Origin of the sequence: Selenomonas sp. AB3002, assembly GCF_000702545.1 — a bacterium.
Lineage (GTDB): Bacteria > Bacillota > Negativicutes > Selenomonadales > Selenomonadaceae > Selenomonas_B > Selenomonas_B ruminantium_A.
The window spans coordinates 29,906-56,658 of record NZ_JNIO01000007.1 but is presented as its reverse complement, the minus strand read 5'-3'; the positions used below and the strand labels follow the sequence as shown (position 1 = coordinate 56,658).

Sequence of the window (26,753 nt, the reverse complement as noted above, 5' to 3'; positions counted from 1 at the left end):
TTTCTCACCCCAAGATAAATTTCACAAAAGTTTCCATATACAGATTGTGGAATCTTACCATGCGGTTCCGGGAGAAGATATTGCCTGCCCACTCAAATTCTGATTCAAGGTAGCCTGAGTTGTCATTGTTCTCCAGGAATTCCAGCTCCAGCAGTGTTCCCGGAGCACGGTATTCGTTGGGCAGCGGCAGATAGAAGGGCTGCAGCTCATCAAGCTCATCGGCGTTGATGTTGAGCTGATAGTTCACCTCCATGGGGGCAACCTGGTAGGCTTTGTAATTGGCAAAGAAGTAGTCGTAGCTGGAATGGGTGATTCCCTCTGTTACCTGTTGCTTTACTTCGGCCAGCAGGGCTTCCATGCTGTCTATCTGCTCCATGTGTACCCCCACAGGCAGATTCTTTATCAGCATGCCTACGGAATTGGCTGCATATCCTCCCAGACGATTGTTGAAAATCCAGTTGGTCATGATGTGCTTTTGGCCGGAAAATTCGTAGAGGGCCTGAATGGCTGAGGCTATGGCTATGACACTTCTGGAAGCGTGCAGGCGCTCTTCTGCCTCGGCCAGGTCAGTCTCGTCAAAGGGCAGCTTGATCTGCCGCGAATCTGCTTCCAGGTTCAGGTCAGACGTGTTGCCCTTGTCAGGCTCGGGGATGCTGCACCAGTCATAGCCGCCGTAGGTTGAGAGGAAATATGATTTGTCTTCCTCATACTGAGGGGATGCGCGCAGCTTTTCTTCCTTGGCCAGATAAGTGCAGTAGTAATCACGGGGCAGGGGCTCCCCGCGATAAGCTCTGATGATGTCCGACATGAGGAGGCCCAGGGAGGAGCCATCCATGGCCAGGTGATGCACATCAAAGAACATGTAAATATAGCGGGGTGATTTGAAAAGCCTCACTCTGACCAGAGGTTCTTTGAAGATATTGAAGGGGCGGATCAGATCCCTTGAGAGTCTGATGATTTCCAGGTCGCTCATATATTCATAGCTGATTTCCTGGAGAAGTTCCGGGGTATAAGTCTGCACCAGTTCCCCTGCATCATTGAAGCTTATCTTCATAGCCAGGGCCGGGTGATTGCGAAGGGCCTCATTGACGGCTTTTTGCAATTTATCCGGGTCTGTTTTCCTGGAAAAGCGGAAGAAGTAGGACATATTGTTGAACATGGTGGATTGGAGCTTGGCAAATTGATTGTCCACCATCTCTATCTGCATGGGAGATAATCTATGGGGCTTTTTCCGCTCCTTGTCCTCACGCTCGTCCAGGGATTCATCATAACCTCGTTCTGCCAAAAGGGCTGCCAGGCGTTCTACTGTGCGCAGCGAAAATACATCAGCGCTGGAAATGCCCTTGTCCATCAGCTTTGAGACCAGCACCATGCTGGAGAGAGAGTCGCCTCCCAGCTGGAAGAAATCATCCTCGATGCTCACGGCCTCCGGGGCCAGATGCAGTACCTCTGCGAAGGTGTGGCAGATATAGCGCTCGGTGTCATTGCGGGGAGGGACATATTTGCTCTCACCATGGGCAGGTTCAATCTGGGGCAGCTGCTTGCGGTCGATTTTGCCGTTCACAGTTTGGGGCATCGTTTCCAGCTGCAGCATGGCGGTGGGAATCATGTAATCAGGCAGTCGCGTCTTCATGAAGGCAAGGAGTTCCTCTGTGACAGGAGCTCCTTCGGCAGAGGCTGTGAAGTAGCCTGCCAGATAATCAGACTTGCCTGCCCGCTGCAGGACCTTCACCGCGCAGGAGTCTATGGCAGGGTGTTCACCCATGACTTTTTCTATTTCATCCAGCTCTATGCGGAACCCGCGCAGTTTGATTTGATTGTCGATGCGCCCATGGATCCTTATCTTGCCATCCCTGGTCCAGGAGGCCAGATCACCGCTGTGATATGCCCTGTGCCCGTTGCAGGTGAAAAAGGCCTTGGCGGTGCGTTCAGGCATATTGATATAGCCCCGGCCCACACAAGCCCCGCAGATAATGAGCTCGCCTTTTTCCTCCAGGGGCAGGAAGTCTCCCTGCTGGTCCACCACATAAAACTTCGTATTCACCATGGGGCCGCCTACGACGATTTCTCCCTCTGCTTCCATGAGGGCAGAGGAGCAGCCCATGGTACATTCAGTGGGGCCGTAGACATTCATGATGACACTGTCAGGGCACAGCGCCCGCAGCCTGCTGAAAAGCCCGGCAGGGAAGGCCTCTGCTCCCACATCGTAAAAGGTCACCTGTTTCAAAGCTTCCCGGCATTCAGGTATGTTCAGGATGCTGAGAAGGAAAGTGGGGGTGCAGGTTATGCCATTGACCCCTGCGGACTGTATGAGCTTTGACAGGAGAAATGGGTCGTGTATCTCATCTTCAGTGGCTATGCATACAGTGCAGCCATTGGAGAGAGGGACAAATTCTTCCACAATGGAAACGTCAAAGGAAAAGGCGGCCATGGCCAGGGATACCCGTCCCTCTTGGACGAAGTGCATGATTTCTATGGATTTTTCATCCCGTTCCATGTAGTTGGCAAAACTGTGCTGCTCAATCATAACCCCCTTGGGCTTGCCGGTGGAGCCGGAGGTATAGATCACATAAGCCAGATCATGGGGGCCAATCTCTGTAGACAGCGGCGTGGTATCGGCAGAGGCCAGGATTTCCTCTATGGTGAGGAGTTCAAACTTCCCCTTTAGGTCAGTGCGGGCAGCTTTTATCCTGGCAGAGGTGATGAGCAAAGGCGCCCCGGCATCTTCCAGGCAGAAAGATATCCTTTCGTCAGGGTAGGAAGTGACGAAGGGCAGAAAAGCTGCCCCGGCCTTCAGGATGCCCTGCTCGGCAACATAAGCCCAAACTGTGCGCTCCAGCAATACCCCTATGACGATATCACGGCAAGGGTTGCCACCATGCTGCTCCTTCCCGGCAGCCAGTTTCCTTTGCAGGAAATTGGCCACGATGTTGCTCTGGGCATCTAACTCACTGTAAGTCATTTCCTGGTTGGGGGCATAAATTACAGCTGTCTTATGGGGATGCTTTTATGCCTGTGCCTGAATCCGCTGGGAAACAGAGACAAAGGGAAAGTCATTTTCGGTTTGATTGAATTTATCCTGCTCCAGCAGCGCAAGCCTGCTGGCTTCATTTTTTTCCGGTCTGTCCATGAGTATCACACCATCTTTCTCCGGTATCGCTTTTATGTATTCTGCTCGTGGCAGAGAGTTAGTAATATGTTATATTCGCTTGTCATAGGTGTTTTACCTGCAAAAGCTCCTCTGAGCTGTTTTCCATGCTAAAAACGGCGGTAAATGTTTCACGTGAAACATTTACTGCCGTTTCTCAGTCATGTATCAAAGACGCATCTTATATGTAAAAATCTCAAGCAACTTTTGCAGCTTCAATCATCTTGAGGACATCTGCATGGGAGATGCTCTTGCCATTGTAAGAATACTTGTTGTCCTTGGACATGAAGCCGGTGCCAAGCACGCCTACGCTCAGGTCATGGGAGATGCCAAGCTGGCTCAGGCCCTTGCCTACAGCCTCCCGCAGCAGGATGTTGACCGGACCGGCCACGCCGCTCTTGCTGCTCAAGGCGCTGTGGATCTCTGCCACGACTTCTCCGAAGGTGCCGCCCTTCTTGGCGAAAGCGTCTGCCAGCTGATTGACTTCTGTAAGAGTCCCACCGGCTACGAAATCCAGTTCAAAATCATTCAGCTTCTTGTTGATCATTGCGTTCTTCATTTTCATCTACTCCCTTCGGTGGTTGTCTTGTTTGTTGTTTTTTGTTTTCTGTCTATACATACGCACCGGCGGGGAAAGTATTACAGAATATCTTAAAAGTTTTTTGAAATGTTTCCGATAGGTAGGCATCAGCATTCTTGTTATTGAAACAATACACCATTATGGTTTATAATAGGGGTGAGGTGGAGAGTATGCCAAATGTCTTGGATAAATACAAGCCTACATATGATCTGAATTCTTTCAAGCATTCTGATTACGGCATAAAGCAGTCTGCCTTGTCTGGGGCTGCTGCTATGGGCTTTGAACGCAGGGATATCTTGCAGGCGGTAGAATCCATGTAGCCGAAGCATTTCTATAAGTCGAAGACTTCCTATAACAATCATAGGATATGGCAGGATGTTTATCATGTTCCATATAAAGGATACATGGTGTATATAAAGTTTACTCAGGGAATACTTACCGAGTTTGACTTGTTGTCCTTTAAGGAGAAATGAGGTGCTGTCATGGAAGATGTGATGTATGACGTTGAGACAGGAGCAGAACTTAGGAGGGATATTCGTCCCTTTACCATAACCTACCAGGGGAGGAGCAGGACTTTCAATATGCCAGGCTGGTATCCTGCAGGGGAAGAGTGTGAGGCTACTTTTACGCAGGAGGATTTGAAGGTCTACGACAAAGAAATCAAGGTGCTCAAAGCTGAGGCGGAGCATTTGCTTCTGCCGGAGGAAATTCGTTCTATCCGCAAGCGCTTGAAACTGACCCAGGTTCAAGCTGGAATTATCCTGGGTGGTGGCAAGAGGGCTTTTCAGAAATACGAGAACGGCGATGTGCTGCCCAGTAGGGCGATATCAAACCTTTTACGGTTGCTGTCCGTAAATCCGGCTTTGCTAGGTACATTGCCGCAGTAAGGTGGCTGCGATATATTGCATTATAAAAACGGCGGTAGATGTTTCACGTGAAACATTTACCGCCGTTTTCGATTCGTCAGGCAACTTTTGCTGTCTTTTATTTCTCTATGAGTTTTTCTGCCAGCTTAACCGCTGCCACGCCATCTTTGGCATAGGCATCGGCTCCGGCGCTGTCGGCGTAGTCCTGGGTGAGGCAGGCGCCGCCTACCATGACCTTGGCCTTGGAGCCGGCCTCCCTGAGGTCGGCGATGACCTTGTCAATCTGCACCATGGTGGTGGTCATGAGGGCGCAGAGGCCTACGATATCAGCTTGTTTTTCAATGGCGGCCTTCACAATCTCCTCGCTGTCTACATCACGGCCCAGGTCGATGAGCTCGAAGCCGGAGTTCTTGAGGAGTGCTCCCACGATATTCTTGCCCAGGTCGTGGACGTCGCCTTTGACGGTGGCAAGCACCACGGTACCCTTCTTCACGGTTTCTGTCTCCGGGGCGGCTTCCTGCAAATGGTTGAAGGCTTCCCTCATGGTCTCTGCAGAGAGCAGCACCTGGGGCAGGAACATGCGGCCTGCGCCGAAGTCCTCGCCGATGTCCGTCATGGCAGCGGTGAGGGCTTTTTCCGTGATGGTGTTGGGGTCATGTCCTTCGGCCAGTGCCTTGTCGATGAGGGGCACCACTTCGTCCTTCTCACCGGAAATAACCGTCTGCTTCAGAGCTTCCAGTACAGGCAGGTCGGTGGTTTTCATGGCAGCTGCCGCCTTGGGCACGGCCAGATTTGCCTCGTTCTGGCTGTACTTCAGGCCGCAGGGGTCTTTGCCCAGGAGGGCTGCGGCGGCAGAGAGGGCCTCCTGCATCTTCTCATCATAGGGATTCATGATGGGGGCCGTAAGGCCGGCGGCCAGGCACATGGAGAAGAAAGTGGCGTTGATAAGGGGCCGGTTGGGCAGGCCGAAGGAAATATTGGAAAGGCCCATGGTGGTGGGCAGTCCCTGGGCCGTCACCTGACGCAGGGTTTCAAAGACGGAGCGGGCGGCCTTTTCGTCAGCGGAAAGAGTCATGACCAGGGCATCAACCAGGAAGTCTCCCTCCGTCAGGCCAGCCTCTTTTGCCTTGGTGATGATGGTATGGACGTGGGCCAGCCTTTCCTCCACACTCTTGGGCAGGCCTCCGTCGGTGAGGGGCAGGCAGAGGATGGCGGCGCCGTATTTCTTCGCCAGGGGCAGGAATTTCTCCAGTCGTTCTTTCTCTGCGGAAACAGAGTTGATCAGGGCTCTGCCCGGGTAGGCGCGCAGCCCTGCCTCAAGAGCCTCCGGGTCGCTGGTGTCGATGGCCAGGGGGGCATCGGTGAGTTGGGCGATTTCCGTCACGGCTTTCTTCATGGCGGCGGTCTGGTCTATGCCGCCCACCCCCATGTTCACATCCAGCACCTGGGCCCCGGCTTTAACCTGACACAGAGCTTCTTTCTTCACGGACAGGAAGGAGCCTTCCTTGATCTCTGCCGCCAGCTTCTTGCGGCCTGTGGGGTTGATGCGCTCGCCAATGAGCACCGTAGGCAGGCTGCTGTCGATGCAGACTGCCTTGCTGCGGCTGGTGAGCCAGAGTTTTCTGGGGGAGGTGTCCCTGGCAGGTTCTTCCTTATCCTTCACAGCCTCAGCCAGCGCTCTGATATGCTCCGGGGTGGTGCCGCAGCAGCCCCCGAGATAAGTGGCGCCCGCTGCTAAGAGCTTCGGTCCCCAGGTGCCGAAGTCCTTGGGCCCCATGGGGAACTTGGTCTCCCCGTTTTCCAGATAGGGCATGCCTGCGTTGGGCTGGACGCTGATGGGCACCCGGCAGTTGGCTGCCAGAGTTTTAACCACAGGCAGGAGCTGCTCAGGGCCCAGGGAGCAGTTGACACCGATGACATCCGCTCCCAGCGCTTCCAGCAAGATGGCGGCGCTCTGAGGGTCGGTGCCTGTCACGGTGCGCCCGTCCTCGCTGTAGGAGAACTGGCAGATTTTAGTCAGGGCAGGGGCCGCTTCATGGGCAGCCAAAAGAGCTGCCCGCATTTCCTGCAAGTCGATGCAGGTCTCGATAATCAGGGCATCTGCGCCACCCTCGGCCAGAGCTTTGGCCTGAGCAAGATAGTTCTGATATGCTTCTTCGAAGTCCAGATCTCCCAGAGGGGCGATAAAGCGGCCAATGGGTCCCATGGAGCCAACTACTTTAGCCTGCACGCCAGCTTCTGCAATGGCCTCTTTGGCCACCGCCACGGCAGCCTTGTTCAGCTCAGCCATGCGGTCCGTGAGCCCATAGTGGGCCAGCTTCAAAGGGCTGGCGCCGAAGGTATTTGTCTCGATATGATCAGACCCGGCCTTCAGGTAAGCCAGATGCACGCCTTTCACAACATCAGGGGCCTCCACGTTCATTAGCTCCGGTGCTGCTCCCGGCTTCAGTCCCCCTGCCTGCAGCATGGTGCCCATGGCCCCGTCAAAGATATGTATCATAAATCGTCACTTCCTCTGTCAATAAATGTAAAGGTGTAATTATTGTACTTCATTGAAGGGAAAAAGTACACAAATTTATCTCTGCTCTAAGAGATTTCTCATTTGCTAGTGATATCATGAGGAAGTATTTTTAATATTTATTTGCACTAGGTAAATCTTTTAAAGGGAGAAATGGTTCATGCAGGATTTCAGCAAATTCAATTGTCCCCATTGCGGCAGCGACAACACGGCTTCCATGTCATTGGTATACAGGAGGGGACATGCTACAGGGACGGCAGTGCATACGGAAGTGGTAGGATATGATGTGACCACCACTACTCATACCCGCAGCGATGGCAGCACCTATACAGAGGAATCGCGTTCGCCGTGCTATGGCAATGTGACCCGCGATACTTATACGGAAACGGACCTGGCCAAGGAGATAGCGCCCCCTGAGGAGCCGAAGGAACCGGAGCGGGAGCAGACGGGCTGTTTCATGGTGGGTGTGGGGATAGTGACTGGTCTGGGGGTGGCCGTGGAGGTGGCCCGCTTCGTGGCTAATTGCTTTGATTGGGGCCACGACTTTGAGACCGTGTGCTATGTTGTCCTGACCTGGTGCCTGGCATTTGTACTGTTCTGCATCATGATCGACCCGGTCTGGGATTCCATATCCGGCAAGAATCGAAGATTTGCCAAGGCTATGGCAAAGTATCAGGAGGAAATGGCAGACTATCAGGAACAATATGCTTATTGGCAGCACCTGTATATCTGCATGCGCTGCGGCCATAAATATTATCTGGAGTGAGAAAATGCACAGCAGGAAGCCCACAGCGAGAGGGGGCTTTTCTATTGGAAATGTTTTGCTGTGGCAGGGACGTTTAGTCGTGCATGGATTTGATGGCAGGGGTAGAGGCATGAAAAAGCGGGATCAGCAAGAGCTTGTGCATAACCTCTTGCTGATCCCGTTTTGTTTCACGTGAAACATTACCGTTTCCTGCTGGGGCAGTCCTTTTGGCCGCAACTTTGGCAGCCAGGCTTTCCTGTAGTATCGGCGACTTTTTCCGGCCGGTAGAGGCCAATGATGGCGGTGACGCTTTTGCGGGGGGAGAGCATCATGCTTTCCGTGAGGGTGATGCCTATTTCTGCCGCACAGGTCAGGGGCATGAACTCCTGCTGGGCTTCCAGGGGCCAGTCACCATAGCCGGGTGAGAACCGCCAGCGGCTGGCAAAGCCTTGGGCTTTGATCTTGGGGGAGAGCATTTTCTCCAGGGCATTGGCTGCTTCCTCCACTGCCTCCGTGGCGGCGGCATCCAGCAGCACGGAGTGGGCGTAGCGTCCTTCGTCGAAGTGCTGGGTGATGGCTTCTACTATATCGGGACCGATGGTGGCAGAGATGGCCAGCACTTTTTCGCAGCCGGCCAGATGTTTCTTGATGGACTTGCCCGTGAGGGCAAGTTCATCATCTGCCTTGATAACGCCTCGCTGGCAGTCGTAGTCATAGACGGCATAGGCACTTCTGGGGGAGATGAGCAGCAGGGCTTCCTGGGCTGCTTCCTCTATCATCTTCTCATCGAAATCCGCCCTGGCAAGACCTGCATAGCGGCGCACTTCGGACAGGTCCAGTTCTTTCAGGCTGGCATTGTAGATGGGCATAGGCATCCTCCTTTGCAATTCTGTGGCAGGTTATGTCTCTTAGTATACCACTTCTGCCAGTTGATGATATCGTTCTTTTTAGGCAAGCTTAGGTGAGCCGCCCGCCGTTATAAGGCCATTGTTCCAGTTTTGCCGAAGGCAAAACTTCCTCTTGGCCTTTCAACGAGGCGGGAGATATTAACTCGCCGCCTGTTAGTAAGTTACCGCCCCCACTTATAGAAGTGGGGGACATCTTGTACTCGTTATAGATTTTATTACCCGCTCCTTTCCTAAGTCAGGCCTCATTATCTTCTTGGCAGGAAAAAACACACTGCAAGGCGAAGATAACTGAAGAATAAATCATTCTGGAAAGGAAGGGGATTGCTATGAAACGCCTTATTATCCTGCTGACTCTTTTGACCTGGTGTCTGGGTACCGTTATTGCATCTGCCTCAGCCAATATCATAGGCAGTGTCTATCCTGCGCGCTTTGAGGATGGCAGTCAGTTGCGCGTGGCCAGGGGGGAAGGCAGCGGTGGTCTGATGTGGGATGTCAGCGCCCCCAAGCACGGCAAGAAATCTGCCGCGCCAGAGATTTGGCTGATTCGGAGCGACATAAATTTTGACGCCATTCCCTATGCTGCCGTTCAGAGATGGTATCAGGAAGGAATCATTCCTGAAAACCAACCCCTCTACTACACTAAGGCCGATGAAAAAGGTCATTTCGCCTTTGAGAATATCCCCCCGGCTGTCTATTATGTCCTGATTCTTGATCCCAAAGGGAAAGAAGCTTCACAGACACTGGCCGAGAGAAGCAACCGGGAAGAGTTGTGGGCAAAACTGCCAAATGTGACTGAATTTGAGTTTTTCACAGTGGGCACCAAGACCTGCCTGGTGGAAAAAGTCACCCTGCAAGAGGGACACACCGTCAAAATACGCCCAGGGATTATTTGAAAAATGATTAAACGGGGGAATGTTTCACGTGAAACATTCCCCCGTTTTTTACTCTGGTATCAGGATGGCTGCTATGGTTCCCACCAACATGAAGAAGGAGACCCCGAGGATGAAGAGGATGGGGCCACAGGCTGCCAGTTCCTTGAATTCCTTGAGGCGGGTGAAGAAGGAGACGTTCCTGTCCTGGTCTGATTTTACCCGTTCCAGCCTGCCGTCCGGGAAGACGCGGTGGAGGATGGGGTGGTTGTAGACCCTGATGCGGCCTACAGCCACCCAGAAAATCAGGCTGGCGGGCACGGAGAGAACCAGCCAGACGGCGAGGTAGCTGTAGTCTGCCGTCCCCTCAATGTCCAGCGGAAAGGCCAGGATGGCAGGCAGGAAGTTGAAGACCAGCAGCAGGAGCAAAGTCTTGAAGATGCGCCCCGGGGGGTAGAAGGCAATCTTCACCGGCACTGTCTCGCCGTTCACTGGCTCGGTGAAGACGGCCTGGGTGGTGGTATCTTCTATGGTGTTTTCTCCTTCTGTCACTGTGAGCTTGCTCTGGACGCGCTCGGCCCGGCTCTTTTTTGTCTTGAAGATCACCCGCCGCCATTCTTCGCCCCGTCCATCGCTGAAGGCAGTGAAGAAGATTAGGCCGAAGACCACCATGGACATGAGTCCCACGTATGGCTCCCAAAGGGCCAGCAGGCCTCCTACCAGCAGGGTCAGCAAGGTGGGCTCAATGAGCCAGGACAGGACTTTTTCCTCCTTCTCCCTGGAGACAGCCACCCGTCCTGTCTGGCCATTCACCACTGCCAGTACAGGGCCTAAAGAGAGGACATAGACAGGCAGCAGGGCAGGCAGCCGCAGGATATTGCCTGCCTGCATACGCATGATGATGCCTGTGGTCTGCAGCTCTTTCTCTGCTTCGGGACGGAAGCCTGCCTCCACTTCCTCCAGTACCCTCTTCTCCAGGGCTTTGGCACCGATATCCGAGAGCTTCACCCTTTGGCCAGCCAGGAAGGAAAATTCAAAGGGGCGGGAGGCGGTCCATTCAAAGGGCTCCATGGCATCAAGCACCAGATTGTTCAGCTGTTTAGAAGTATTCACGGCGATGCCGTTCAGGAAGCCTCCGCAGTGGTACTTCCTGTCGGAGAAGGTCTCCATGCGCTCTACTTCGGCAGTGACCGGTCCGCGGATCAGCTCGTAGGGGAGGTAGTAGCCCCTGAGTTTATCAATGGCACTGAGCACTGTCCGTGCTTCTTTTTCCTTCTGATTGGCATTGGCCCATTCCTGCAGCCTTTCCCTGGCCTCTTCCTCTGTCAGCACGAAAGGAATGATGACTTCCGGCAGCTCATCTGACTGGGCAAACTCCCGGCGTACAAATTTGCCGCCGCAGAACTCGCAGTTCCCAGTGGCCTCCCCGGCGGGTATCATGACCTCTGCCCCGCAGTTGGAGCAAACGTGCAAGCCCTCGGCAGAGTTTTCTTCCGCGAAAAAGCTCTTCCGATGGGCATCCCGCCACTGTCCCAGCTTTTGTACCGGTTCCCTGATATCTGTCCGGGCCCCGCAATATTTGCAGTGGTAGTCCTGCTTCACAATGTCGTAGACGGCAGGCGCCCCGCAGGAGGTGCAGTAAATGGCTAAGGGATGGTTGTTTTTATGCATGCTTCCATCACTTCCTTACAGAAAAATACAGAAACTTTTCGGCAGGTTTTCTCTTGAACTCACTTCGTCAAAGTTTTGGGGATTCCTGCCTGGCAAGTGAGACCGGGGGAGGAATGGAGGGTTTTATGTAGAATAGAGAAGTGTGACACAATTCTGGAAGGAGGTTTTTTCATGAACAACAGATATATAAAAAAAATGACGGGAGCTGCTTTGGCTGCCAGCCTGCTGGTAGGCGGCGGTGGATTCCTGCCCCAGGGAGTTATGCCTCTGCCTGTCAGCTGTGTGGCGGTGGCAGAGGCTGCGGCGGTGAATCCGGCGGATGCTTCTGGTTTTGTGGTGCTGGCAGACGTGGTGCCGGATGTGATACAGGAAATCCGCTACTACTCCACCTATAATTTCGTAGGGGACAGGATTCGTGGCTATGAGGAGCCGGTGGCCCTGATGACCAAAGAAGCGGCCTTTGCCCTGAAGGATGTGGCAGATGAGCTTAGGGAAAAAGGATATCGCTTGAAGATCTTCGACGCTTACCGTCCCCAGATGGCCGTGGACCATTTCAAAGCCTGGGCGGAAAACCTGAAAGATACCCGCATGAAGGAGTATTTTTATCCTGACCTCAATAAGGATGTGCTCTTTGAGCAGGGCTATATCGCTGCCTACTCCGGCCATAGCCGGGGCAGCACGGTGGACCTGACCCTTTTCGATATGAATACCGAAAAAGAAGTGGATATGGGCGGTACCTTCGACTACTTCGGCGAGCGATCCCACCCGGACTTCAAGGGGGACCTGACTCCCGAGCAGCTGAAGAACCGCCGCATCCTGCAGCAGGCTATGTTCCGTCATGGTTTCAAAGGCCTTGATACGAAATGGTGGCATTTCACCCTGCGCAATGAACCATATCCTGACACCTATTTCACCTTCCCCAGCGGCAAGGCCTCTGTGCAGGGGGCTGTGGAAGCTGTCTACAGCCCTGTCTGGGTGACGAAGCTGCCTGCCGCCTCCACTGCCAAACAGATGGTAGTAGTGGGAGGCGTAGCCCATCAGTCTGCCTGGATTTCCATGCACGAGAAAGACAGTGACGGCAACTGGGTGCAGGTGCTTTCCACTCCCGGTTTCATTGGCAGGGAGGGCCTGGGCAAGACCAAAGAGGGGGATGGCAAGACACCCGTTGGCACTTACCACTTCACCAAGGCTTTTGGCATTGAGAAAGACCCGGGATGCAAGCTGCCCTATACCCAGGTGGATGATAATATCTACTGGTCAGGGGACAGCCGCCCTGGCATGCACTACAACGAGATGGTGGACATCCGCAAGCTGCCCAATCTGAACAAAGAAGACAGCGAGCATATTGTGGACTACAATCCCCACTACCTCTATTGCCTGAATATCAGCTACAATGAGGAAGGAAAGCCTGGTGCAGGCTCTGCCATCTTCATGCACTGCTTCGGCGTGAACAAGCCCTACACAGGCGGCTGTGTATCTCTGCCGGTAGACAAGATGCGGGCCCTTATGCAGAGGGTAGAACCTGGCTGCGCGGTAGTAATCGACACCCTTGAGAATCTGGGTGGGAAGCTCTAAGGCTTTTACTGACGAGCAAAAAGAAAACAGCCCTGCAAATGTTTCACGTGAAACATTTGCAGGGCTGCTGTGCATTTTACTGCTGGTTGTTGCAGATGGGAATAGGTAGTAAAATTGTATTTAGCTATATTGTGTATATTATGAAGGAGCGTTTATCATGGAAAATACAACCAAGAGAGCCGAACTGGCAGCGGAATTAAAGAAAAAACACAACTGCGCTCAGGCAGTGATGATGGCCTTCAAGGATGAGATCGGCATGAGCGAGGAGGACCTGCTGTCCCTGGGCTCCGGCTTCGGCAGCGGAATGGGAGGCATGGAGGCCACCTGCGGAGCTCTCTGCGGTGCTGCCATGACCATTGGCTGGCTGAACAAGAGCGGCCAGCCCACCAAGATGCTGACCAGGGAAATGCTCACAGAGTTCAAGGAACAGGCCGGCGCCACCATCTGCAAAGAGCTCAAGGGCGTGGGCACAGGCAAGGTGCTCTGCTCCTGCGATGATTGCGTGAGGATTGCCACTATGGCGGTGGAGAAGCGGATATAAACCGCCATGACCGACAGCTCCACCTGCCTTTTCTAAGACCAGGCCCTTTTGCGCTTCTCCTGGACTAATCAAACATGGTCAGGCAGGCGGTACTTTGTGAGGGTTTTCAACAGGAATTCTTGCAATTAACACTAGATTGTCCTAAAATAGTTACAAGGAAGGCACTAGGGGAGGCTGGATGGTGAGTAGTTTAGAGAAGGCCAAGGCACGTTTGCGGGGGATTCCTAAGGATTATACTTACGATGAAGCCAGAGGCTTGTTGCAGAAGCTGGGGTATGTGGAGTATAACAAAGGAAAGACCTCCGGTTCTCGTGTCTGTTTTGCCAGACAGTCGGATGGCAAGGTGATATTGCTGCATAAGCCACATCCGTCACCAGTTATGTGTGTAGCAGCTGTGAAGGGATTGATGCTCTCTTTGCAGAGGTCAGGAGATATCTGAAGAGGAGGACGTATGATGCAGGTGCTGGAGTATAAGGGCTATCATGCTAAAATCGAGTATGATGCAGATTCAGAAGTCCTTCATGGCATAGTAGCTGGAATAAATGACTATGTTGACTTCCAATGTGATGATGCCAAGGGAGTTGTGAATGAATTCCATCAGGCCGTTGATGATTACCTGGCATTTTGCCAGGAGCTAGGCAAGGTGCCGGATAAGGAATATAAGGGACGATTCAATGTGCGGATTGACCCGCAGATTCATCGCCAGCTGGCTGCCTACGCTCATAAGGCAGGCAAATCCCTGAATGCGGTGGTGGAAGAGGCCGCTGCTAAGTATATCAGCCAGGTTCAGGCATGATGCTGAGTGGGGAAATAAGATAAAATATATCGCTGAGTGGTTGTTCCTGTCGAGCATCAAAGGTAATTTCTATGAACGTATTGCCATTGAACCGAGATTTGGCGATAACATGTAAAAACAGTGAAAAAATAAACCCGCTCCTGGCGTTTGTGCAAGAGCGGGTTTTGCATTGTGGTAGTGATCTTGTTGTTAGGTGGTTTCTCACTGAAGGTCAGGCAGAAGTTTCATAGGAGATTCTTCGTAAACGTCCTGATAAGCAAAGGTGCTACCTTTTCGGTTGAGCTGATAGCGAATAAGCACGATTAATATCCACTCCGGCATCAAGCATTTGCTGAACTGTCCCAAAGTCATTTTCCTCCACAGCCAACATGAACAGCTTTTCTTCGCTGGAAAGGTTCTTATGTGTGTGCTTCTGGTTGGACAGCCCGCCGAAAAGTCCACCGTTGTTCCCGGAGCTGGAGTGGCCGGTGCTATTATTGATGATACCTCCTAAAATAGCACCTGCAGCTGCACCCCATTTTATTTTGGCATGGGCTACGGGAGTAGCTGTTGGTGCGGCGATGACATTTTCTGCAAAAAAAAAGCTGCCACTTGTGTATACCTCTGGTATCTAAGTAGCAGCTTTTAGTAAAATTCAATGCTTCATGTTTAAGATGGGACCATTGTACTACATCTACCCCCCCGCAAGACATTTTTTCTGGATTTGTAAAATTATTTTTCTTAGAGTTTGTCAACTGTAAAGGAGGGGGGGGAGCGCATATATATATTATGTCTGTTCTATATGTGCCTCTTCGTTTGATTTTAGCTCAAATATATAAGTTTTACCGTAGTTCCTCTGCAAAAAGAAACATTCTTTCAGATAATTATGTTATAGTATTAAAGGTGTGTTGGATAAATTTTGTTTCACGTGAAACATTTATGGAAATGGGGTATTGATTTGAATAAAAGATTATTAGGAGCGTTGACGGCTTTTTGCCTGGGGGCTATGACCATGATGCCGGCGGCTTCGGCGGCTGAGGTGAACGTCAAGGGGCCGGGGGCTGGGAAGAAGATTGTCTACATTCCCATCGACAACCGTCCCGTGAATGACAGCCAGACGGTGGAGGTGGCGGAAAAACTTGGGTATAAGGTGCTGGTGCCGCCCAAGGAGATGCTGGGGGGTATCAAGGATTACGGGCACCCGGAAGAGTTGCTGAAATGGCTGGAGGAAAACTCTCCGGGGGCGCAGGCGGCGGTGGTTTCTACTGATGCCATGCTCTATGGCAGCCTGGTTGGCTCCCGCAAGCATGACCTCACCGCAGAGAAAATCATGGAGCGGGCGGAGGCCTTGAAGGCCTTTCATGAGAGCCACAAGCGCCTGCCCCTCTATGCCTTCGGCACCATTATGAGAACTCCCCGGGGAGACGGTTATTCCAGCGAGGACCCGGCTTATTACCAGACCTATGGCAGGCAGATTTATGCATACACCGGCCTGTTGGACAAGGAGGAAATGCAGGGACTTTCACGTCAGGAAAAGAAGCAGCTGGCGCAGCTCAAGGCTGAGATTCCCGCTGAGTACCTGGATGACTGGCTCCAGCGCCGGGCCAAGAATTACGATGCCAATGAGCGCTTCATGACCATGGCTGAGGCTGGTGTGTTCAACTATTTCCTGCTGGGCTGCGATGACAGCGCCGTGCCCTCCCAAACCCATCGTGAGAGTCGTCATCTGGAAGAATTGGGGGAGACCTTGGGCAAGACACGCTCCGTGGTCACCTCTGGGGCAGATGAGCTGGGCATGCTGATGGTATCCCGGGCTATCCATGATAATCTCCGGGATGTGCCCTTTGTCTATGCGGAGTATGCCAAGGGCAAGGGGGCTGAGACTATCCCTACCTACACCAATGAGAAAATCGGCGATTCTGTGGAAAAGGCCATTGCGGCCCTGGGGGGCATACCCGTAAATGATCCCAAACGGGCCGACCTGGTACTGCTGGTCAGCACCAATCCAGACGGCAAGACCTCAGAGGCAAACTTTCCTGTGAATACGACGAAATTCCGCAAGGGGACCAAAGACTTTGTCAAAAAGGTAAATGACTATGTGCAGAAGGGGTATCCCGTGGCCGTGGCAGATATTGCCTATGGCAATGGCGCTGATAATGCCCTGCTGGAAGGCCTCAGGAAGGACGGCCTGCAGTTCCGGCTGCAGGGCTATGGCGGCTGGAACACCGCCACCAACAGCAGCGGCTTCCTTCTGGGAGCTGCCTCCCTGGCGAATAAGATGAGCAAGGAAGATATAGCTGACCTGCTCTTTACCCGTTATGTGGATGACTGGGCTTACCAGGCTAATGTCCGCCAGCAGGTGGCCAATATGCTGGGCGGCTGGCCGGGTGAAGGGGGCTATGGCAAGCTGGATGCGAAACTGGAACCTGCCCGGGAAAAGACTGCTGCCCTGCTGAAGGATTTCCTGCAGAGAAACCTCTGCTTCCCCTGGGGGCTGAAGGTGCAGGAAGTGCAGGTGGATTTCCCCTGGAACCGCATGTTCGAGTGCGATGCCAAAGTGGTGCTGAAGGATGAGGATAAGCGCTGAGAAGGCAAGCGTGTTCCTCAGCTGAAGCAGATGTTCAGGAAAGTATACAGTATTTCATTAAAAACGGCTTGACTTAGACTGTTTTTGTATAGTATCATAGCAACATAATTTCCGGCACAAGCAAAGGCGCTTGACGGGGAGCCAAAGGAGGCTCTCTGTCAGCGCCTTTTTTGGGCCGTGATATACATATAGACGCGGCAAAGGAGCCGACGGACAGGGGAGATTCCCTGCCTGTCGGCTCCTTTTGCCTAAATGACTGGATGACTGAATGAAATGGGAGGGGTTATTATGAGTGCGAATCATGCAGGGGCAATTACGGCGAAGGCGCCGGAAGCCCGGGAAGAAAATCTGACACGGGTGCTGAAACCAATTCATCTATGGGCGCTGGCTGCGCCGCATTTTGAAATGGCCCGGGTCATGGCCGGTCCCATGCTGCCCAACGGCTGGGACGGGGTCATGGCGGCAGTGCCCTTTGCCTGTGCGGCGAAGAACAATCCCCAGGTCAGCCAGGTGGCCCTCTCCTCCCACCTCTCCCGGGAACCAGGCATGAAATATGCGCTGGAACTGGGAGGCCTCAAGGCAGAGGATGTCCCCCTGCAGGCTGGCCTGGCTTTGGGAGAAGGCATAGGTGCTGTCCTGGGACTGACCCTCCTGAAGACCATTCTCTACACCGCCCGCCACATGGGCAGGATGGAGGAAATCATGGGGAAGATGGCGCAAAGCTGCTAAGGAGCTGCTATAAAAGGAAGTCCTGCAAATGTTTCACGTGAAACATCTGCAGGACTTTTCTTGTGCCCACCTATATAGAAGGAAAAAACAACCCTTCGGAGAATATCTCTAGCAGGATGAATTGCAGGGGAGGTGAGGACGTGAAGAAGTGGAATCAGTTCAAGCTGCTGGGGGACGGGGACTTCCTGCGGGCGTATGCCAGGGAGCATGACCGCTTTATCTGTCCCTATGACCTGCTGACGGGCTCGGATATAGGCTTGTTTGAGAATCTGGAAGCAGCGCGGAAGGAAGAGCAGTATCTTATCTGCGCCATGAAGGATGTGAAGCTGGGCTCCTCCAAGGGGGAGAAGCTTTACAAGATTGCGCCCCAGGGCTTGTACAAGAATGTCTTTGCCTGCAGCGCCGCCACCTATGAAGAAGCCCTTGAGCTCTGGAACAGGAAGATGCAGCAGACGGCGAAAAACTTGCTGAAGCCTATTCCCCGGCGCTTCCTGGCCATGGAAATGGAAGGCATCTTCATCAATGTGCTGGGCTGGGGGCTGTTCGTCCTCATGCTGGGGTTTATTCCCTTTGTATATGAGTTCCTGAAGGAAAATGTCCTGCTGATCATCTTCATCCTGCTCTGCAGCAATCTGGAGCACCTCTTCATGAGGTCCTACGGGGAGGAAATACCCCGCCGAACACTGGACTTATGGGCTCATCCTCCCAAAGATAAATTTTCCGAAGGAGTCTACGGGCAGATGCTGGGTGAGTGGGAAGACCTGAAGGAGCGCCACGCCAGAGCCCTGCCCTATTACCTGCTGTGGAAGCGGGGGCAGCTGCGCGGGGCAGTAGAAGAGGAGGCCGCTGAGCCGGAGCCTGTACCAGTACAGTCAGAGCCTGACTACCGGGATTACTGCCGTGAAATCAGGACCAGGCTGAAAGAACAGCTCAAGGCCATAGAGGAGCAGAGGTCGAAAATCTCCGACAGGAGCGTGAGGCGCTATGTGGAGGATATATTGAAGGTTCTGAAGGAGATACAGTGCGCCGTTTCCCTTGGGGCATCGGATTCCCAGGTCATAGGTGCCAGAAAAGTAGTGACCTACTGGAACGAAGAAACCCTTTCCCTGCTGGAAAACTACTTGCTGCTCTCCGGCAATTCCTCCCAGGATGCCCAGGACACCCAAAGCAGCATTGCCGGCCTGCTCCATGAGATGACCTCAGTCTACCGCCAGGAACTAGGACGCCTTACCGCTGGACGTACGTTGGAGATAAAGGCATCCATGGCGGTGTTGCAGAAGGAGATAGAGGAGACTCTGCACATGGGGAAGTGAAACATGCGCAATTGAAAGTAATGTATAGTTGATGAAATTTACTGCGAATGATAATACTCCTTACGAAGCAGCAGGCTGCTTTTGCAAGTCTTGAAAAAAACTTCGAAGTAGCCTTTTGGCGGGCCATGAGCCTGCGCTTTCCGGCAATGGTCCGCCTGTCAATCTTGTTGCAGGGGCCAAGAACCTTTTCATCATCGTTCGAGGCCAAAAGGGAATAGTTGATGGGCAGGAATGTACACCCATCCGTCCATCCAAGAACTGGAGGTAGTGTATTATGGGTAACTCATTTGCAATCCCGATGTCCAGACGCAGTTTTATGAAACTGATGGGTCTGGCAGCGGCCGGGACTGTTCTGGGAGTCAAGGGGGATGCCGCAAAAGCAGAGGCTGCTTCGCCAACGATATCTACGATGGATTTCGATAATGCGGAGCTTCCCGTACTCTTTGATGCCGATGTCTGCGTGGTTGGTGGTGGCGTAGCGGGGACTGCGGCTGCTGTTACCGCTGCGCGAAAAGGAGCGAAGGTTGTTCTTGTGGAGCGAGGCATTTCCCTGGGGGGGCTGGCCACCTTGGGCTGTGTTTTCCCATGTATGGCTACTTATTGCTATGACAGCGATACGCCCTACATCACGGATCTGAACAAACGCATGGAAAAACAGGGGGTGCCGCCGCTCCTTGGAGTGGATACTGACTCCTATTTCGGTGGTGGCAGAGGACAATATGTGCCTGAATATCTTTCTTTTGTCTATGATGAAATGTGTGAAGAGGCGGGGGTAGATATCCTTTACAACACTTCATTGGTGGGGGCGGTGACTGATGGAGGAAAGATTGTCTCCTGTGTTGTCCAGACCATTGAGGGATTGGCAAAGATACAGGCAAAGACCTTTGTCGATGGCACGGGAGACGCATTGCTTTCACGGTTTGCGGGTATTCCTGTGGAAAAAGGCTCAGAAAAGACAGGACGCAACCAGCCCATGAGCCTGCGTTTTGAAATGGGCGGCATTGATATGGGCAAGCTCTATCATCAGTTCATTATAAAGGGGGTAAAAGAGAGAGGTCCTTTCGACAAACTGGCAGAAGACACTCTGAGGAAGAAAGGCCGGCCATTCCTTCAGTTCTGGAAGTGGAAACAGAACGAGAAATTCTTTCAGGACGGTGTTGCCCGGGGTGAACTGACCGAGGATGATATTGTGTATATTCAGGCGTTTACGATTACCGGCAAACCCACCGTATTATCCATGAACTGTCCTGAGATGCCGGCACTGAACTTCAGTGCCACGGATACCGTCTCATACAGCAGGGCTGTGACCTTCGGCCGGAAGATGATGCACCGTCTGGCAGGATTCTTCATCAAGAACGTCCCCGGTTTTGAGAAGGCCTATATCAGCCGCGAAGCAAGTATGGTGGGAGTTCGGGAATCATGGCGCATCCGTGGTAAGTATTACATGACAGATAAGGAATATATCGATGCCAGGCATTTCCACGATGCAGTGGCTCGGACGGCGTATCCCATCGATATCCATGATGTGAATCTGGACCTCAGCAAAAAGCTGAAAAAGGGCGAGTATTATGAGATTCCCTATCGTGCCTTGGTGACCAACGAGATTTCCAATCTGCTTGTGGTGGGACGCTGTGCAAGTGGCAGCTTCGCCGCTCAGGCTTCCTTCCGTATCCAGCCTACCTGCATGAGCATGGGCGAAGCCGCAGGCATTGCAGCGGCTTGGGGACTTTCCAGGGGAATCCCGGTGAATGAAGTCAAATGGGAAGAGATTCCTGAGGAAACGCGCAGTTATGTAAGTAAATAATCGCTAAACTTGAACAGCTGCAACTTGGTGAAAAAAGCAGGTGTCCCATTCCTTGCATAAGGATGGAATACCTGCCCTTTTTCAATACGTCCTACCTGCCATTTGTCTTGCGTGTGCCGGTTTCCACATAGCCTATAGCTTCCACCAGAAAATCCCTGGCGGTGCCGTCGGAAATGCGGGCGGTCTTTTGATGGGCAGTGAATTCCAGGGGATATCGCAAAGATTAGCTCCACGTGGTGTTTGTCTGCCGTTCGTGCCAGTTCTGCCATTTTTTTCTGCTGGTTTTTGGGGTAGGGTTCCCGCCAGCGGTCCTTGTGATAAGGGTCATTTTTAGGGGCGTAGATATAGGCATTGAGGCCCTGGTCCCCACAAAATAATCTACAGATAACAAAAGTGCTTGAACATAATGGATATCAGGTTTTTTTGCCACAACGAGACGGGATAGAAGCTGCGTTTTTAGAGGAGTGAGAAAAATTAACAGGAGCAAAAAAATCTTTTGGAGTCTGTGTATCATACTTCTGCTATTGTTGGTGGGAGCAGGTTATTTTATAGGCAGCGGTTTCGTGGACTATGCTCTGCTACGTGACAATCCAGGGGATCCCACGGCTATACCTGAAGCGGCAGCAGCGATTGTGGAGCCGGGTTTGGAGGCTCCAGCTAAACCACAGGCAGAAAATGAACAATGGACGATAACCTCCCAGGATGGCCTAAAGCTTGTGGCAACCCATTTTTCACCAGATAAGCCCAGCAGGCTTTGGGCCATCCTGGTGCACGGATATGGACGCAATCAGAGCTATGTCTGGGATTATGCAGCTGAGTACATAAAGCGAGGCTACCATGTACTGACGCCGGATTTGCGTGCTGCCGGATTAAGTGAAGGGAAATATCTTACCATGGGGGTAAAAGAGAGCAATGATATCGTCCTTTGGGCAAAAGAGATTGTCCAGAAGGATGAAAATGCGCAGATTGCCCTGCATGGGATTTCCATGGGTGCAGCCACGGTGATGATGACTACGGCCAAACATCCGCAAAATGTAGTGGTAGCCGTTGAAGACTGCGGCTATACCAGTGCCTATGATATGTTTACGGTGCAGCTTGACAAACTGTTTGGTCTGCCGGAGTTTCCCGTGATGAACTGTGTGGATATAGTCAGCCGCATGAAGACAGGGGCCGCCATTTCGGATGCAGCGCCTTTGCGCAGTGTTGTCCATACCGAGGTGCCCATGCTGTTCATACATGGCGATGCCGATAAACTGGTGCCCTGTGAAATGATGGAGAAGCTATACGCCGCCTCATCAGCCCCTGCCAAGGAGAAATTCATCGTGGCTGGAGCAGGACATGCCGATGCCAAAAAGACTGTACCCCAGGAGTATTTCCAAAGGGTATTTGACTTTTTGGAAACATATATGAGGCCATAGCCACAGAGAGGGCGATAACTTCATCGCAAGTGGACGATGAAGTTATCGCCCTGTTGTTTTGATTTACGACAGCAGAAAAATGGAGAGAAAAAAGCTGCATAGTAAAACAAGGGCAGGCAGGAAAAATGAACATGTAGATAGAATATTATCTGCGTATTGATGTAGTGTGATAGAGGTGCAGCGGAGGTAGGTTTATGGAGAAATCATTTGCAATCCCAATATCCAGGCGCAATTTCATGAAGCTGATGGGCCTGGCCGCAGCTGGAACGGTGCTGGGGCTCAATGATAATGGGGCAAAAGCAGCGGCTGCTTCTTCCATGATACAGACGATGGATTTCAGCAATGCAGAGCTTCCCGTGCTTTTCAATGCGGATGTCTGCGTAGTCGGCGGCGGTGCGGCTGGCACGGCGGCTGCTGTCAGCGCCGCCCGCAAAGGGGTGAAAGTTGTCCTGGTGGAGCGTGGCATTTCCTTGGGCGGACTGGCCACCCAGGGCTGTGTCTTCCCTTGCATGCCTACCTTTGTGGATGGCAGTGATACGCCCTATATCACGGATTTGAACCAGCGCATGGAAAAACAGGGGGCCTCGACCTCCCTTGGCATAACTACTAATACCTATTATGGCGGCGGCAGGTCACAATATGTGCCGGAATATCTTTCCTATGTCTACGATGAAATGTGCGAAGAGGCTGGGGTAGAGATCCTCTACAATGCTTCCTTGGCAGGCACCGTGACCAGCGGGGGGAAGATTGTCTCTTGTGTAGTCCAGACCCCGGAGGGGCTGGCCAGCATACAGGCAAGGACATTCATAGATGGCACGGGAGATGCCTTGCTTTCACGGTTCGCGGGGGTTCCTGCGGAAAAAGGCTCAGAAACGACGGGACGGAATCAGCCAATGAGCCTGCGTTTTGAAATGGGCGGTATTGATGTGGACAAGGTTCACAAATTCTTTACTAAAGCTTTGAAGGATGACTATTCAAAGGATCTGAAGGAGATTTTCGATAAGGCCTTGAAGGAGAAAAGAGCACCATTCTTTGAGTTTGCGAAGTGGAAAAAGAATGAGACATTCTTCAAGGATGGTGTGGCCCGGGGCGAGTTGACAGATGATGATATCCTGTACATCCAGGCTTTTGCGATTCCGGGCAAGCCCACTGTAATGTCCATGAACTGCCCGGAGATGCCACCGCTGAGCTTCAGCTCTACAGATGCAATATCCTACAGCAAGTCTGTGACCTTCGGCCGGAAGATGATGCGCCGCCTGGCCGGATTCTTCATCAAGAACATCCCCGGCTTTGAGAAAGCCTATATCAGCCGCGAAGCAAGCATGGTGGGTGTACGGGAGTCCTGGCGTATTCATGGTAAATACTATATGGATGCTGAGGATTACTTGAAGGCACATCATTTCCCCGATGCTGTCTGCCGTACGGCATATCCCATTGATATCCATGATGTGAAGCTGGATCTCTTCAAGAAGCTGGAAAAGGGACAGTATTACGAAATCCCCTACCGTGCCTTGGTGACCAACGAAATCTCCAACCTGCTGGTGGTGGGGCGCTGTGCCAGCGGCAGCTTCGCTGCCCAGGCTTCCTTCCGCATCCAGCCCACCTGCATGAGCATGGGCGAGGCAGCAGGCATTGCTGCCGCCTGGGGGCTTTCCAAAGGGATTCCGGTGAGTGAAATCAAGTGGGAAGAGATGCCCGAGGAAATGCGCAGTTATGTGAGCAAATAAAAGGAAAAGACTAGGGAGGTCATTATCATGCAAAAGAAAAAAATCGTGACGGCTTTTGCCATTGCTGCATTCAGCTTCGGCTTTGGCTTTGGTTCCATGGCCCATGCGGAGTTCCGTCCTGCCAGCCCAGAGGCCCTGGAGACCCATACCGGTACGCCGGTGGGGCCTGGCCAGGATTCGGCAGAGGATAAGCTGCCTGCTTCCCAGCGTTTTGTAAGCTCGGAAGCCATTCAGTCGAAACTGTCATATCAGCTTTGTCTGCCGCGCTGGTATGATTCCAGCAAGTCTTACCCCCTGATTGTGGTAATCAATGATGTGAACGGCGAGACGGATGGCAAGGCCCTGCTGAAGCAGCCGGACGGTGTCAGCGCCTGGGTGGACGAACTGGAGAAAAACCAGCAGTATGTAATCGTGCTGACTATTCAGTCCACGAAAGATAGCGAGGCACAGATTGGGCGCCTGTCCAGTCCGACTGGCATGGAGGTCCTTCGGGGACTCTTGAAGGATGTCCGCAATAACTATGGCGTCAACAAGGATGCCATTTACGGCATAGGCGAGAATAAAGGCGCCTGGGCTGTCCAGCTCATTGACGAAGAACTGCCCAGCTATTTCAAGGCAACTTACCTTGACGAGAATACAGCAGATGGTCAGGCAGATAACAAAGCCATTCACGATTGGCTGATGAAGCAGTTGTCGTAACGTTCGACGATTCCAAAGACATGGTATCTAAATCATTGAACCCCCATTTGAAATGGGGGTTCGTTGACTTTTACTGGTCGCGATGACAAAATCTACAGCATCCCGCCCTAGATATTCCCATGCCGTACCTAAACTGTGCATCATACTAAAGACTCGCGGCTGGAGATTATACCCGGGGCAGCTCATGCCATGCTTATGGAGCTCCCGTACTATAAGCTGTTTCGTGAGAAAGTTACGGAGTTTTTGGTAGGGGAAGAAATGAATATGGAGGTAGTAACTTGATGATTAAAGGAGCAGAATCATTCTTTCTCCCCGGAGATGGCAAAAAGAAAGCCGTGCTTTTGGTGCAGGGGTTTGCTGGCAATACCGCCGAGCTTTGGCCAATGGGGAAATTTCTGGCAGCCAAAGGATATGCAGTGCTTGCGCCAAGACTTCCCGGGCATGGCACAAAGGTAGAAGACCTTCTCCGCACCAATGCTGATGATTGGCTGAATGCTGTACGGGATGGTTATAATGTCCTGTGTGGCCTGGATAGAGATATTGTAGTAATCGGCGCCTCCATGGGAGGAAGCCTGGGGCTTATTTTGGCAGCGGAAAAACAGGTAAAAGGGGTGGTCACATTAGCGGCTCCTATTTTCATTGCCCAGGAACAGGGCATTTCTGCCCTGCCCCCCAAGGAAATGCTGACATCTTCAGATTTCACCCCTGAGAATAAACGGAACCTGGTGAATGTTCCCCCGGCCGCCAATTTGATTTATGATAAAATTCCCCTTCTTTCTGTTTATGATCTTCTTGAAGTTATAGAGCGCAGCAAAAATTGCCTGCCCAAAATTACAGCTCCGTCCTTAATCATTCATGGGAAAGCCGATACCATGGCATCAGTTGAAAGTGCCCCCTATATCGGCGAGCATATTGGCAGCAGCCGGAAGGAAGTGGCTTTACTTGATGGAGCAGAGCATCTGCTTCCATTGATGGAAGGTCGGGAGGCTGTTTTTGAGAAAATAAGCAATTTCTTAGATACGCTTTGATTATGAACTTTAGACGTGGTGGTAACTGTTCAGTCTTCCAAGAGGGGGGACTGAACAGTTACAATGGAAGGAGCATATAGATGGAAAAGAAAGACTTTGTCAGTGAATTGCCAAGAAATGAACAGGTGGTGCTTCACGAACATGCGCCACTGCCGCCGCGTTTGATTTATAATATCATCAGGGAAGAAGGGGAGGCAGAACTGGCTCGTCCTCTTCAGGCCTTGGCTTTTTCGGGATTGGCTGCCGGCATTTTGGTTTCTTTTTCCTTTTTGTTTCGCTCCATTTTTCATATGCACATGGGAGCCTCTCCCATGGAACCGCTGGTGTCCTGTTTGGGATATACCGTAGGATTCATCATCGTCATTCTGGGACGTATGCAGCTGTTTACGGAAAATCCCATTACTACCATAATTCCGCTTTTAAGCGAATGGTCATGGACACGCTTTGGTGAGGTAGTCCGCTTATGGGCCACAGTATTTTTCTTCAACATTGTAGGTACGGCCATAGCTGCTGCCTTTTATTCCAGTCCCTATACCCTGTCACCTGAAATCGAAGCAGCAATGCATGATGTAGCCGTGAATGTGATGAAACTGAACCCCATAGAAAATATTTTGCGCGGTATTCCGGCAGGGATTCTTATTGCTGCCATAGTGTGGATTTCTCCCCAGACGAAATATTTTAGGTTTGTCATGATTATGTTCCTGGTCTACTTTATCGCATTGGGAGATTTTGCCCATGTAGTGGTGGGTTCCTGCGAAATGGCCTATGTAGTTATGGCAGAGGAAGCGGAGTTCTTCGATTACTTATTCCGCTTCCTTATTCCCTGCGGTTTTGGCAATATTATTGGCGGCACAGGTATTTTTACGTTGTTGGTTTACTATCAGGTAGCCAAGGAACTGAAGGTTGAGAAAAAAAGAAGAACTCGCAAGTGATAGCAGGATAAAAATAATATCTCCCGCCTCGTTGAAAGGCCAAGAGGAGGTTTTGCCTACGGCAAAACTGGAACAATGGCCTTATAAGGGCTTTCGCCTGGTATCCCGGGCAGAGTTGAAAAAACAATACCCAACGCTATCAGAGGAGGTTTGGAAATGCCTTAAATATTCTTTTGAGAAACATCCTGGGGGTTATTTATATGCCCCAGCTGAGCCCTTCAGCCCCAACGACCATCGTCTGAAGACTATGTCTACCCTAATTTTGTAAAGCAGTTTCAACGGGGATTGAGATGCCTGAACAAAACAAAAGAACTCGTCTC

25 protein-coding genes and 1 pseudogene are annotated in these 26,753 nt (G+C 52.0%); 18 read left to right on the top strand and 8 right to left on the bottom strand.

Going from position 1 to position 26,753, the window contains the following annotated elements:
- Nucleotides 1-4 precede the first annotated feature (4 nt).
- The 4 genes and pseudogenes from P159_RS21200 to P159_RS0106065 form a co-directional block, all read right to left on the bottom strand.
- Nucleotides 5-1,207 carry a condensation domain-containing protein gene (locus tag P159_RS21200; protein WP_318253532.1) on the bottom strand — a complete coding sequence of 401 codons (1,203 nt, stop codon included), beginning with the start codon at nt 1,205-1,207 and terminating at the stop codon, nt 5-7.
- An 87-nt stretch (nt 1,208-1,294) separates the two neighbouring features.
- Nucleotides 1,295-2,995 (bottom strand): annotated as a pseudogene (locus P159_RS21195) (amino acid adenylation domain-containing protein); the annotation flags it as partial.
- Nucleotides 2,996-3,007: 12 nt separating this feature from the next.
- Entirely contained in the window at nt 3,008-3,130 is a 123-nt protein-coding gene (locus tag P159_RS21190) for a hypothetical protein (protein WP_318253520.1), read from the bottom strand.
- A 214-nt stretch (nt 3,131-3,344) separates the two neighbouring features.
- A complete protein-coding gene (locus P159_RS0106065) occupies nt 3,345-3,707 on the bottom strand; it encodes a hypothetical protein (RefSeq protein WP_029542408.1) in 363 nt (120 codons plus the stop codon).
- A gap of 191 nt (nt 3,708-3,898) precedes the next feature.
- Here P159_RS0106065 and P159_RS20980 point away from each other — a divergent pair, with 191 nt between their 5' ends.
- Nucleotides 3,899-4,048 carry a hypothetical protein gene (locus P159_RS20980; RefSeq protein ID WP_221174071.1) on the top strand — a complete coding sequence of 50 codons (150 nt, stop codon included), beginning with the start codon at nt 3,899-3,901 and terminating at the stop codon, nt 4,046-4,048.
- A gap of 162 nt (nt 4,049-4,210) precedes the next feature.
- Nucleotides 4,211-4,615: a type II toxin-antitoxin system MqsA family antitoxin gene (locus tag P159_RS0106055; protein WP_029542406.1), complete on the top strand. Its 405-nt coding sequence runs from the start codon at nt 4,211-4,213 to the stop codon at nt 4,613-4,615.
- Nucleotides 4,616-4,712: 97 nt separating this feature from the next.
- Here P159_RS0106055 and P159_RS0106050 read toward each other — a convergent pair whose 3' ends face one another.
- Nucleotides 4,713-7,094, bottom strand: a complete 2,382-nt coding sequence (locus P159_RS0106050; RefSeq protein WP_029542403.1) for a homocysteine S-methyltransferase family protein — start codon at nt 7,092-7,094, stop codon at nt 4,713-4,715.
- A 178-nt stretch (nt 7,095-7,272) separates the two neighbouring features.
- On the opposite strand from P159_RS0106050, the gene P159_RS0106045 reads away from it, so the two are divergent.
- Nucleotides 7,273-7,878 (top strand): hypothetical protein, encoded by a 606-nt coding sequence (locus P159_RS0106045; RefSeq protein WP_029542401.1) that lies wholly within the window; start codon nt 7,273-7,275, stop codon nt 7,876-7,878.
- Between the two features lie 179 nt (nt 7,879-8,057).
- On the opposite strand, the gene P159_RS0106040 is transcribed toward P159_RS0106045, so the two are convergent.
- Entirely contained in the window at nt 8,058-8,726 is a 669-nt protein-coding gene (locus P159_RS0106040; protein WP_029542398.1) for a vitamin B12 dependent-methionine synthase activation domain-containing protein, read from the bottom strand.
- Between the two features lie 365 nt (nt 8,727-9,091).
- Here P159_RS0106040 and P159_RS0106035 point away from each other — a divergent pair, with 365 nt between their 5' ends.
- Complete coding sequence (locus P159_RS0106035) at nt 9,092-9,658, top strand: hypothetical protein (RefSeq protein WP_029542396.1); 567 nt, start codon at nt 9,092-9,094, stop codon at nt 9,656-9,658.
- A gap of 48 nt (nt 9,659-9,706) precedes the next feature.
- Here the strand turns inward: P159_RS0106035 and P159_RS0106030 are convergent, their stop codons facing one another.
- The gene (locus tag P159_RS0106030; protein ID WP_051650191.1) at nt 9,707-11,305 is read right to left on the bottom strand and encodes a hypothetical protein; all 1,599 of its coding nucleotides are present in this window, start codon (nt 11,303-11,305) and stop codon (nt 9,707-9,709) included.
- Between the two features lie 171 nt (nt 11,306-11,476).
- Between P159_RS0106030 and P159_RS21185 the strand changes: the two genes are divergently transcribed.
- From P159_RS21185 to P159_RS0105980, 8 genes are all read left to right on the top strand, one after another.
- Nucleotides 11,477-12,880, top strand: coding sequence for a M15 family metallopeptidase (locus tag P159_RS21185; RefSeq protein WP_072004124.1), 1,404 nt, complete (start codon nt 11,477-11,479; stop codon nt 12,878-12,880).
- A 157-nt stretch (nt 12,881-13,037) separates the two neighbouring features.
- The gene (locus P159_RS0106015; RefSeq protein ID WP_029542389.1) at nt 13,038-13,421 is read left to right on the top strand and encodes a C-GCAxxG-C-C family protein; all 384 of its coding nucleotides are present in this window, start codon (nt 13,038-13,040) and stop codon (nt 13,419-13,421) included.
- A 181-nt stretch (nt 13,422-13,602) separates the two neighbouring features.
- Nucleotides 13,603-13,860 (top strand): toxin HicA, encoded by a 258-nt coding sequence (locus P159_RS0106010; protein ID WP_029542387.1) that lies wholly within the window; start codon nt 13,603-13,605, stop codon nt 13,858-13,860.
- 12 nt (nt 13,861-13,872) lie between these two features.
- A complete protein-coding gene (locus P159_RS0106005; RefSeq protein ID WP_051650190.1) occupies nt 13,873-14,217 on the top strand; it encodes a type II toxin-antitoxin system HicB family antitoxin in 345 nt (114 codons plus the stop codon).
- 937 nt (nt 14,218-15,154) lie between these two features.
- Nucleotides 15,155-16,783, top strand: a complete 1,629-nt coding sequence (locus tag P159_RS0105995) for a DUF4127 family protein (protein WP_029542383.1) — start codon at nt 15,155-15,157, stop codon at nt 16,781-16,783.
- Between the two features lie 288 nt (nt 16,784-17,071).
- Nucleotides 17,072-17,512: a nicotinate-nucleotide--dimethylbenzimidazole phosphoribosyltransferase gene (locus P159_RS0105990; RefSeq protein WP_029542382.1), complete on the top strand. Its 441-nt coding sequence runs from the start codon at nt 17,072-17,074 to the stop codon at nt 17,510-17,512.
- A gap of 140 nt (nt 17,513-17,652) precedes the next feature.
- A complete protein-coding gene (locus P159_RS0105985; RefSeq protein ID WP_185753641.1) occupies nt 17,653-18,825 on the top strand; it encodes a hypothetical protein in 1,173 nt (390 codons plus the stop codon).
- A gap of 316 nt (nt 18,826-19,141) precedes the next feature.
- Nucleotides 19,142-20,629: an FAD-dependent oxidoreductase gene (locus P159_RS0105980; protein ID WP_318253519.1), complete on the top strand. Its 1,488-nt coding sequence runs from the start codon at nt 19,142-19,144 to the stop codon at nt 20,627-20,629.
- Between the two features lie 91 nt (nt 20,630-20,720).
- On the opposite strand, the gene P159_RS21180 is transcribed toward P159_RS0105980, so the two are convergent.
- Nucleotides 20,721-20,849 carry a hypothetical protein gene (locus P159_RS21180; RefSeq protein WP_318253518.1) on the bottom strand — a complete coding sequence of 43 codons (129 nt, stop codon included), beginning with the start codon at nt 20,847-20,849 and terminating at the stop codon, nt 20,721-20,723.
- A 343-nt stretch (nt 20,850-21,192) separates the two neighbouring features.
- Here P159_RS21180 and P159_RS0105970 point away from each other — a divergent pair, with 343 nt between their 5' ends.
- The 6 genes from P159_RS0105970 to P159_RS0105940 all read left to right on the top strand — a co-directional run bounded on the left by P159_RS0105970 (nt 21,193) and on the right by P159_RS0105940 (nt 26,701).
- On the top strand, nt 21,193-22,047 hold the full coding sequence (locus P159_RS0105970; protein ID WP_185753640.1) for an alpha/beta hydrolase: 855 nt from the start codon (nt 21,193-21,195) through the stop codon (nt 22,045-22,047).
- Nucleotides 22,048-22,241: 194 nt separating this feature from the next.
- Entirely contained in the window at nt 22,242-23,774 is a 1,533-nt protein-coding gene (locus P159_RS0105965; RefSeq protein WP_051650187.1) for an FAD-dependent oxidoreductase, read from the top strand.
- Between the two features lie 27 nt (nt 23,775-23,801).
- A complete protein-coding gene (locus P159_RS0105960) occupies nt 23,802-24,473 on the top strand; it encodes a hypothetical protein (RefSeq protein ID WP_029542372.1) in 672 nt (223 codons plus the stop codon).
- A 281-nt stretch (nt 24,474-24,754) separates the two neighbouring features.
- Nucleotides 24,755-25,501: an alpha/beta fold hydrolase gene (locus P159_RS0105950; protein ID WP_051650186.1), complete on the top strand. Its 747-nt coding sequence runs from the start codon at nt 24,755-24,757 to the stop codon at nt 25,499-25,501.
- A gap of 80 nt (nt 25,502-25,581) precedes the next feature.
- The gene (locus P159_RS0105945) at nt 25,582-26,433 is read left to right on the top strand and encodes a formate/nitrite transporter family protein (protein WP_029542368.1); all 852 of its coding nucleotides are present in this window, start codon (nt 25,582-25,584) and stop codon (nt 26,431-26,433) included.
- A complete protein-coding gene (locus tag P159_RS0105940; RefSeq protein WP_185753663.1) occupies nt 26,405-26,701 on the top strand; it encodes a hypothetical protein in 297 nt (98 codons plus the stop codon). The genes P159_RS0105945 and P159_RS0105940 overlap by 29 nt, the downstream gene beginning before the upstream one ends.
- Nucleotides 26,702-26,753: the final 52 nt, after the last annotated feature.

Excerpts from the sequence above, each read along its gene's own strand:
- P159_RS0106055 (WP_029542406.1), top strand. The coding sequence starts at position 4,211 with ATGGAAGATGTGATGTATGACGTTGAGACAGGAGCAGAACTTAGGAGG.
- P159_RS0106030 (WP_051650191.1), bottom strand. The coding sequence starts at position 11,305 with ATGCATAAAAACAACCATCCCTTAGCCATTTACTGCACCTCCTGCGGG.
- P159_RS0105945 (WP_029542368.1), top strand. The coding sequence starts at position 25,582 with ATGGAAAAGAAAGACTTTGTCAGTGAATTGCCAAGAAATGAACAGGTG.
- P159_RS0105965 (WP_051650187.1), top strand. The coding sequence starts at position 22,242 with ATGGAGAAATCATTTGCAATCCCAATATCCAGGCGCAATTTCATGAAG.
- P159_RS0106040 (WP_029542398.1), bottom strand. The coding sequence starts at position 8,726 with ATGCCCATCTACAATGCCAGCCTGAAAGAACTGGACCTGTCCGAAGTG.
- P159_RS21190 (WP_318253520.1), bottom strand. The coding sequence starts at position 3,130 with ATGGACAGACCGGAAAAAAATGAAGCCAGCAGGCTTGCGCTGCTGGAG.
- P159_RS21200 (WP_318253532.1), bottom strand. The coding sequence starts at position 1,207 with ATGCAGATAGAGATGGTGGACAATCAATTTGCCAAGCTCCAATCCACC.
- P159_RS0106035 (WP_029542396.1), top strand. The coding sequence starts at position 9,092 with ATGAAACGCCTTATTATCCTGCTGACTCTTTTGACCTGGTGTCTGGGT.
- P159_RS20980 (WP_221174071.1), top strand. The coding sequence starts at position 3,899 with ATGCCAAATGTCTTGGATAAATACAAGCCTACATATGATCTGAATTCT.
- P159_RS0106005 (WP_051650190.1), top strand. The coding sequence starts at position 13,873 with ATGATGCAGGTGCTGGAGTATAAGGGCTATCATGCTAAAATCGAGTAT.
- P159_RS0105950 (WP_051650186.1), top strand. The coding sequence starts at position 24,755 with ATGATTAAAGGAGCAGAATCATTCTTTCTCCCCGGAGATGGCAAAAAG.
- P159_RS0105990 (WP_029542382.1), top strand. The coding sequence starts at position 17,072 with ATGAGTGCGAATCATGCAGGGGCAATTACGGCGAAGGCGCCGGAAGCC.
- P159_RS0105980 (WP_318253519.1), top strand. The coding sequence starts at position 19,142 with ATGAAACTGATGGGTCTGGCAGCGGCCGGGACTGTTCTGGGAGTCAAG.
- P159_RS0106045 (WP_029542401.1), top strand. The coding sequence starts at position 7,273 with ATGCAGGATTTCAGCAAATTCAATTGTCCCCATTGCGGCAGCGACAAC.
- P159_RS0106050 (WP_029542403.1), bottom strand. The coding sequence starts at position 7,094 with ATGATACATATCTTTGACGGGGCCATGGGCACCATGCTGCAGGCAGGG.
- P159_RS21185 (WP_072004124.1), top strand. The coding sequence starts at position 11,477 with ATGAACAACAGATATATAAAAAAAATGACGGGAGCTGCTTTGGCTGCC.
- P159_RS0106015 (WP_029542389.1), top strand. The coding sequence starts at position 13,038 with ATGGAAAATACAACCAAGAGAGCCGAACTGGCAGCGGAATTAAAGAAA.
- P159_RS0105960 (WP_029542372.1), top strand. The coding sequence starts at position 23,802 with ATGCAAAAGAAAAAAATCGTGACGGCTTTTGCCATTGCTGCATTCAGC.
- P159_RS0106065 (WP_029542408.1), bottom strand. The coding sequence starts at position 3,707 with ATGAAGAACGCAATGATCAACAAGAAGCTGAATGATTTTGAACTGGAT.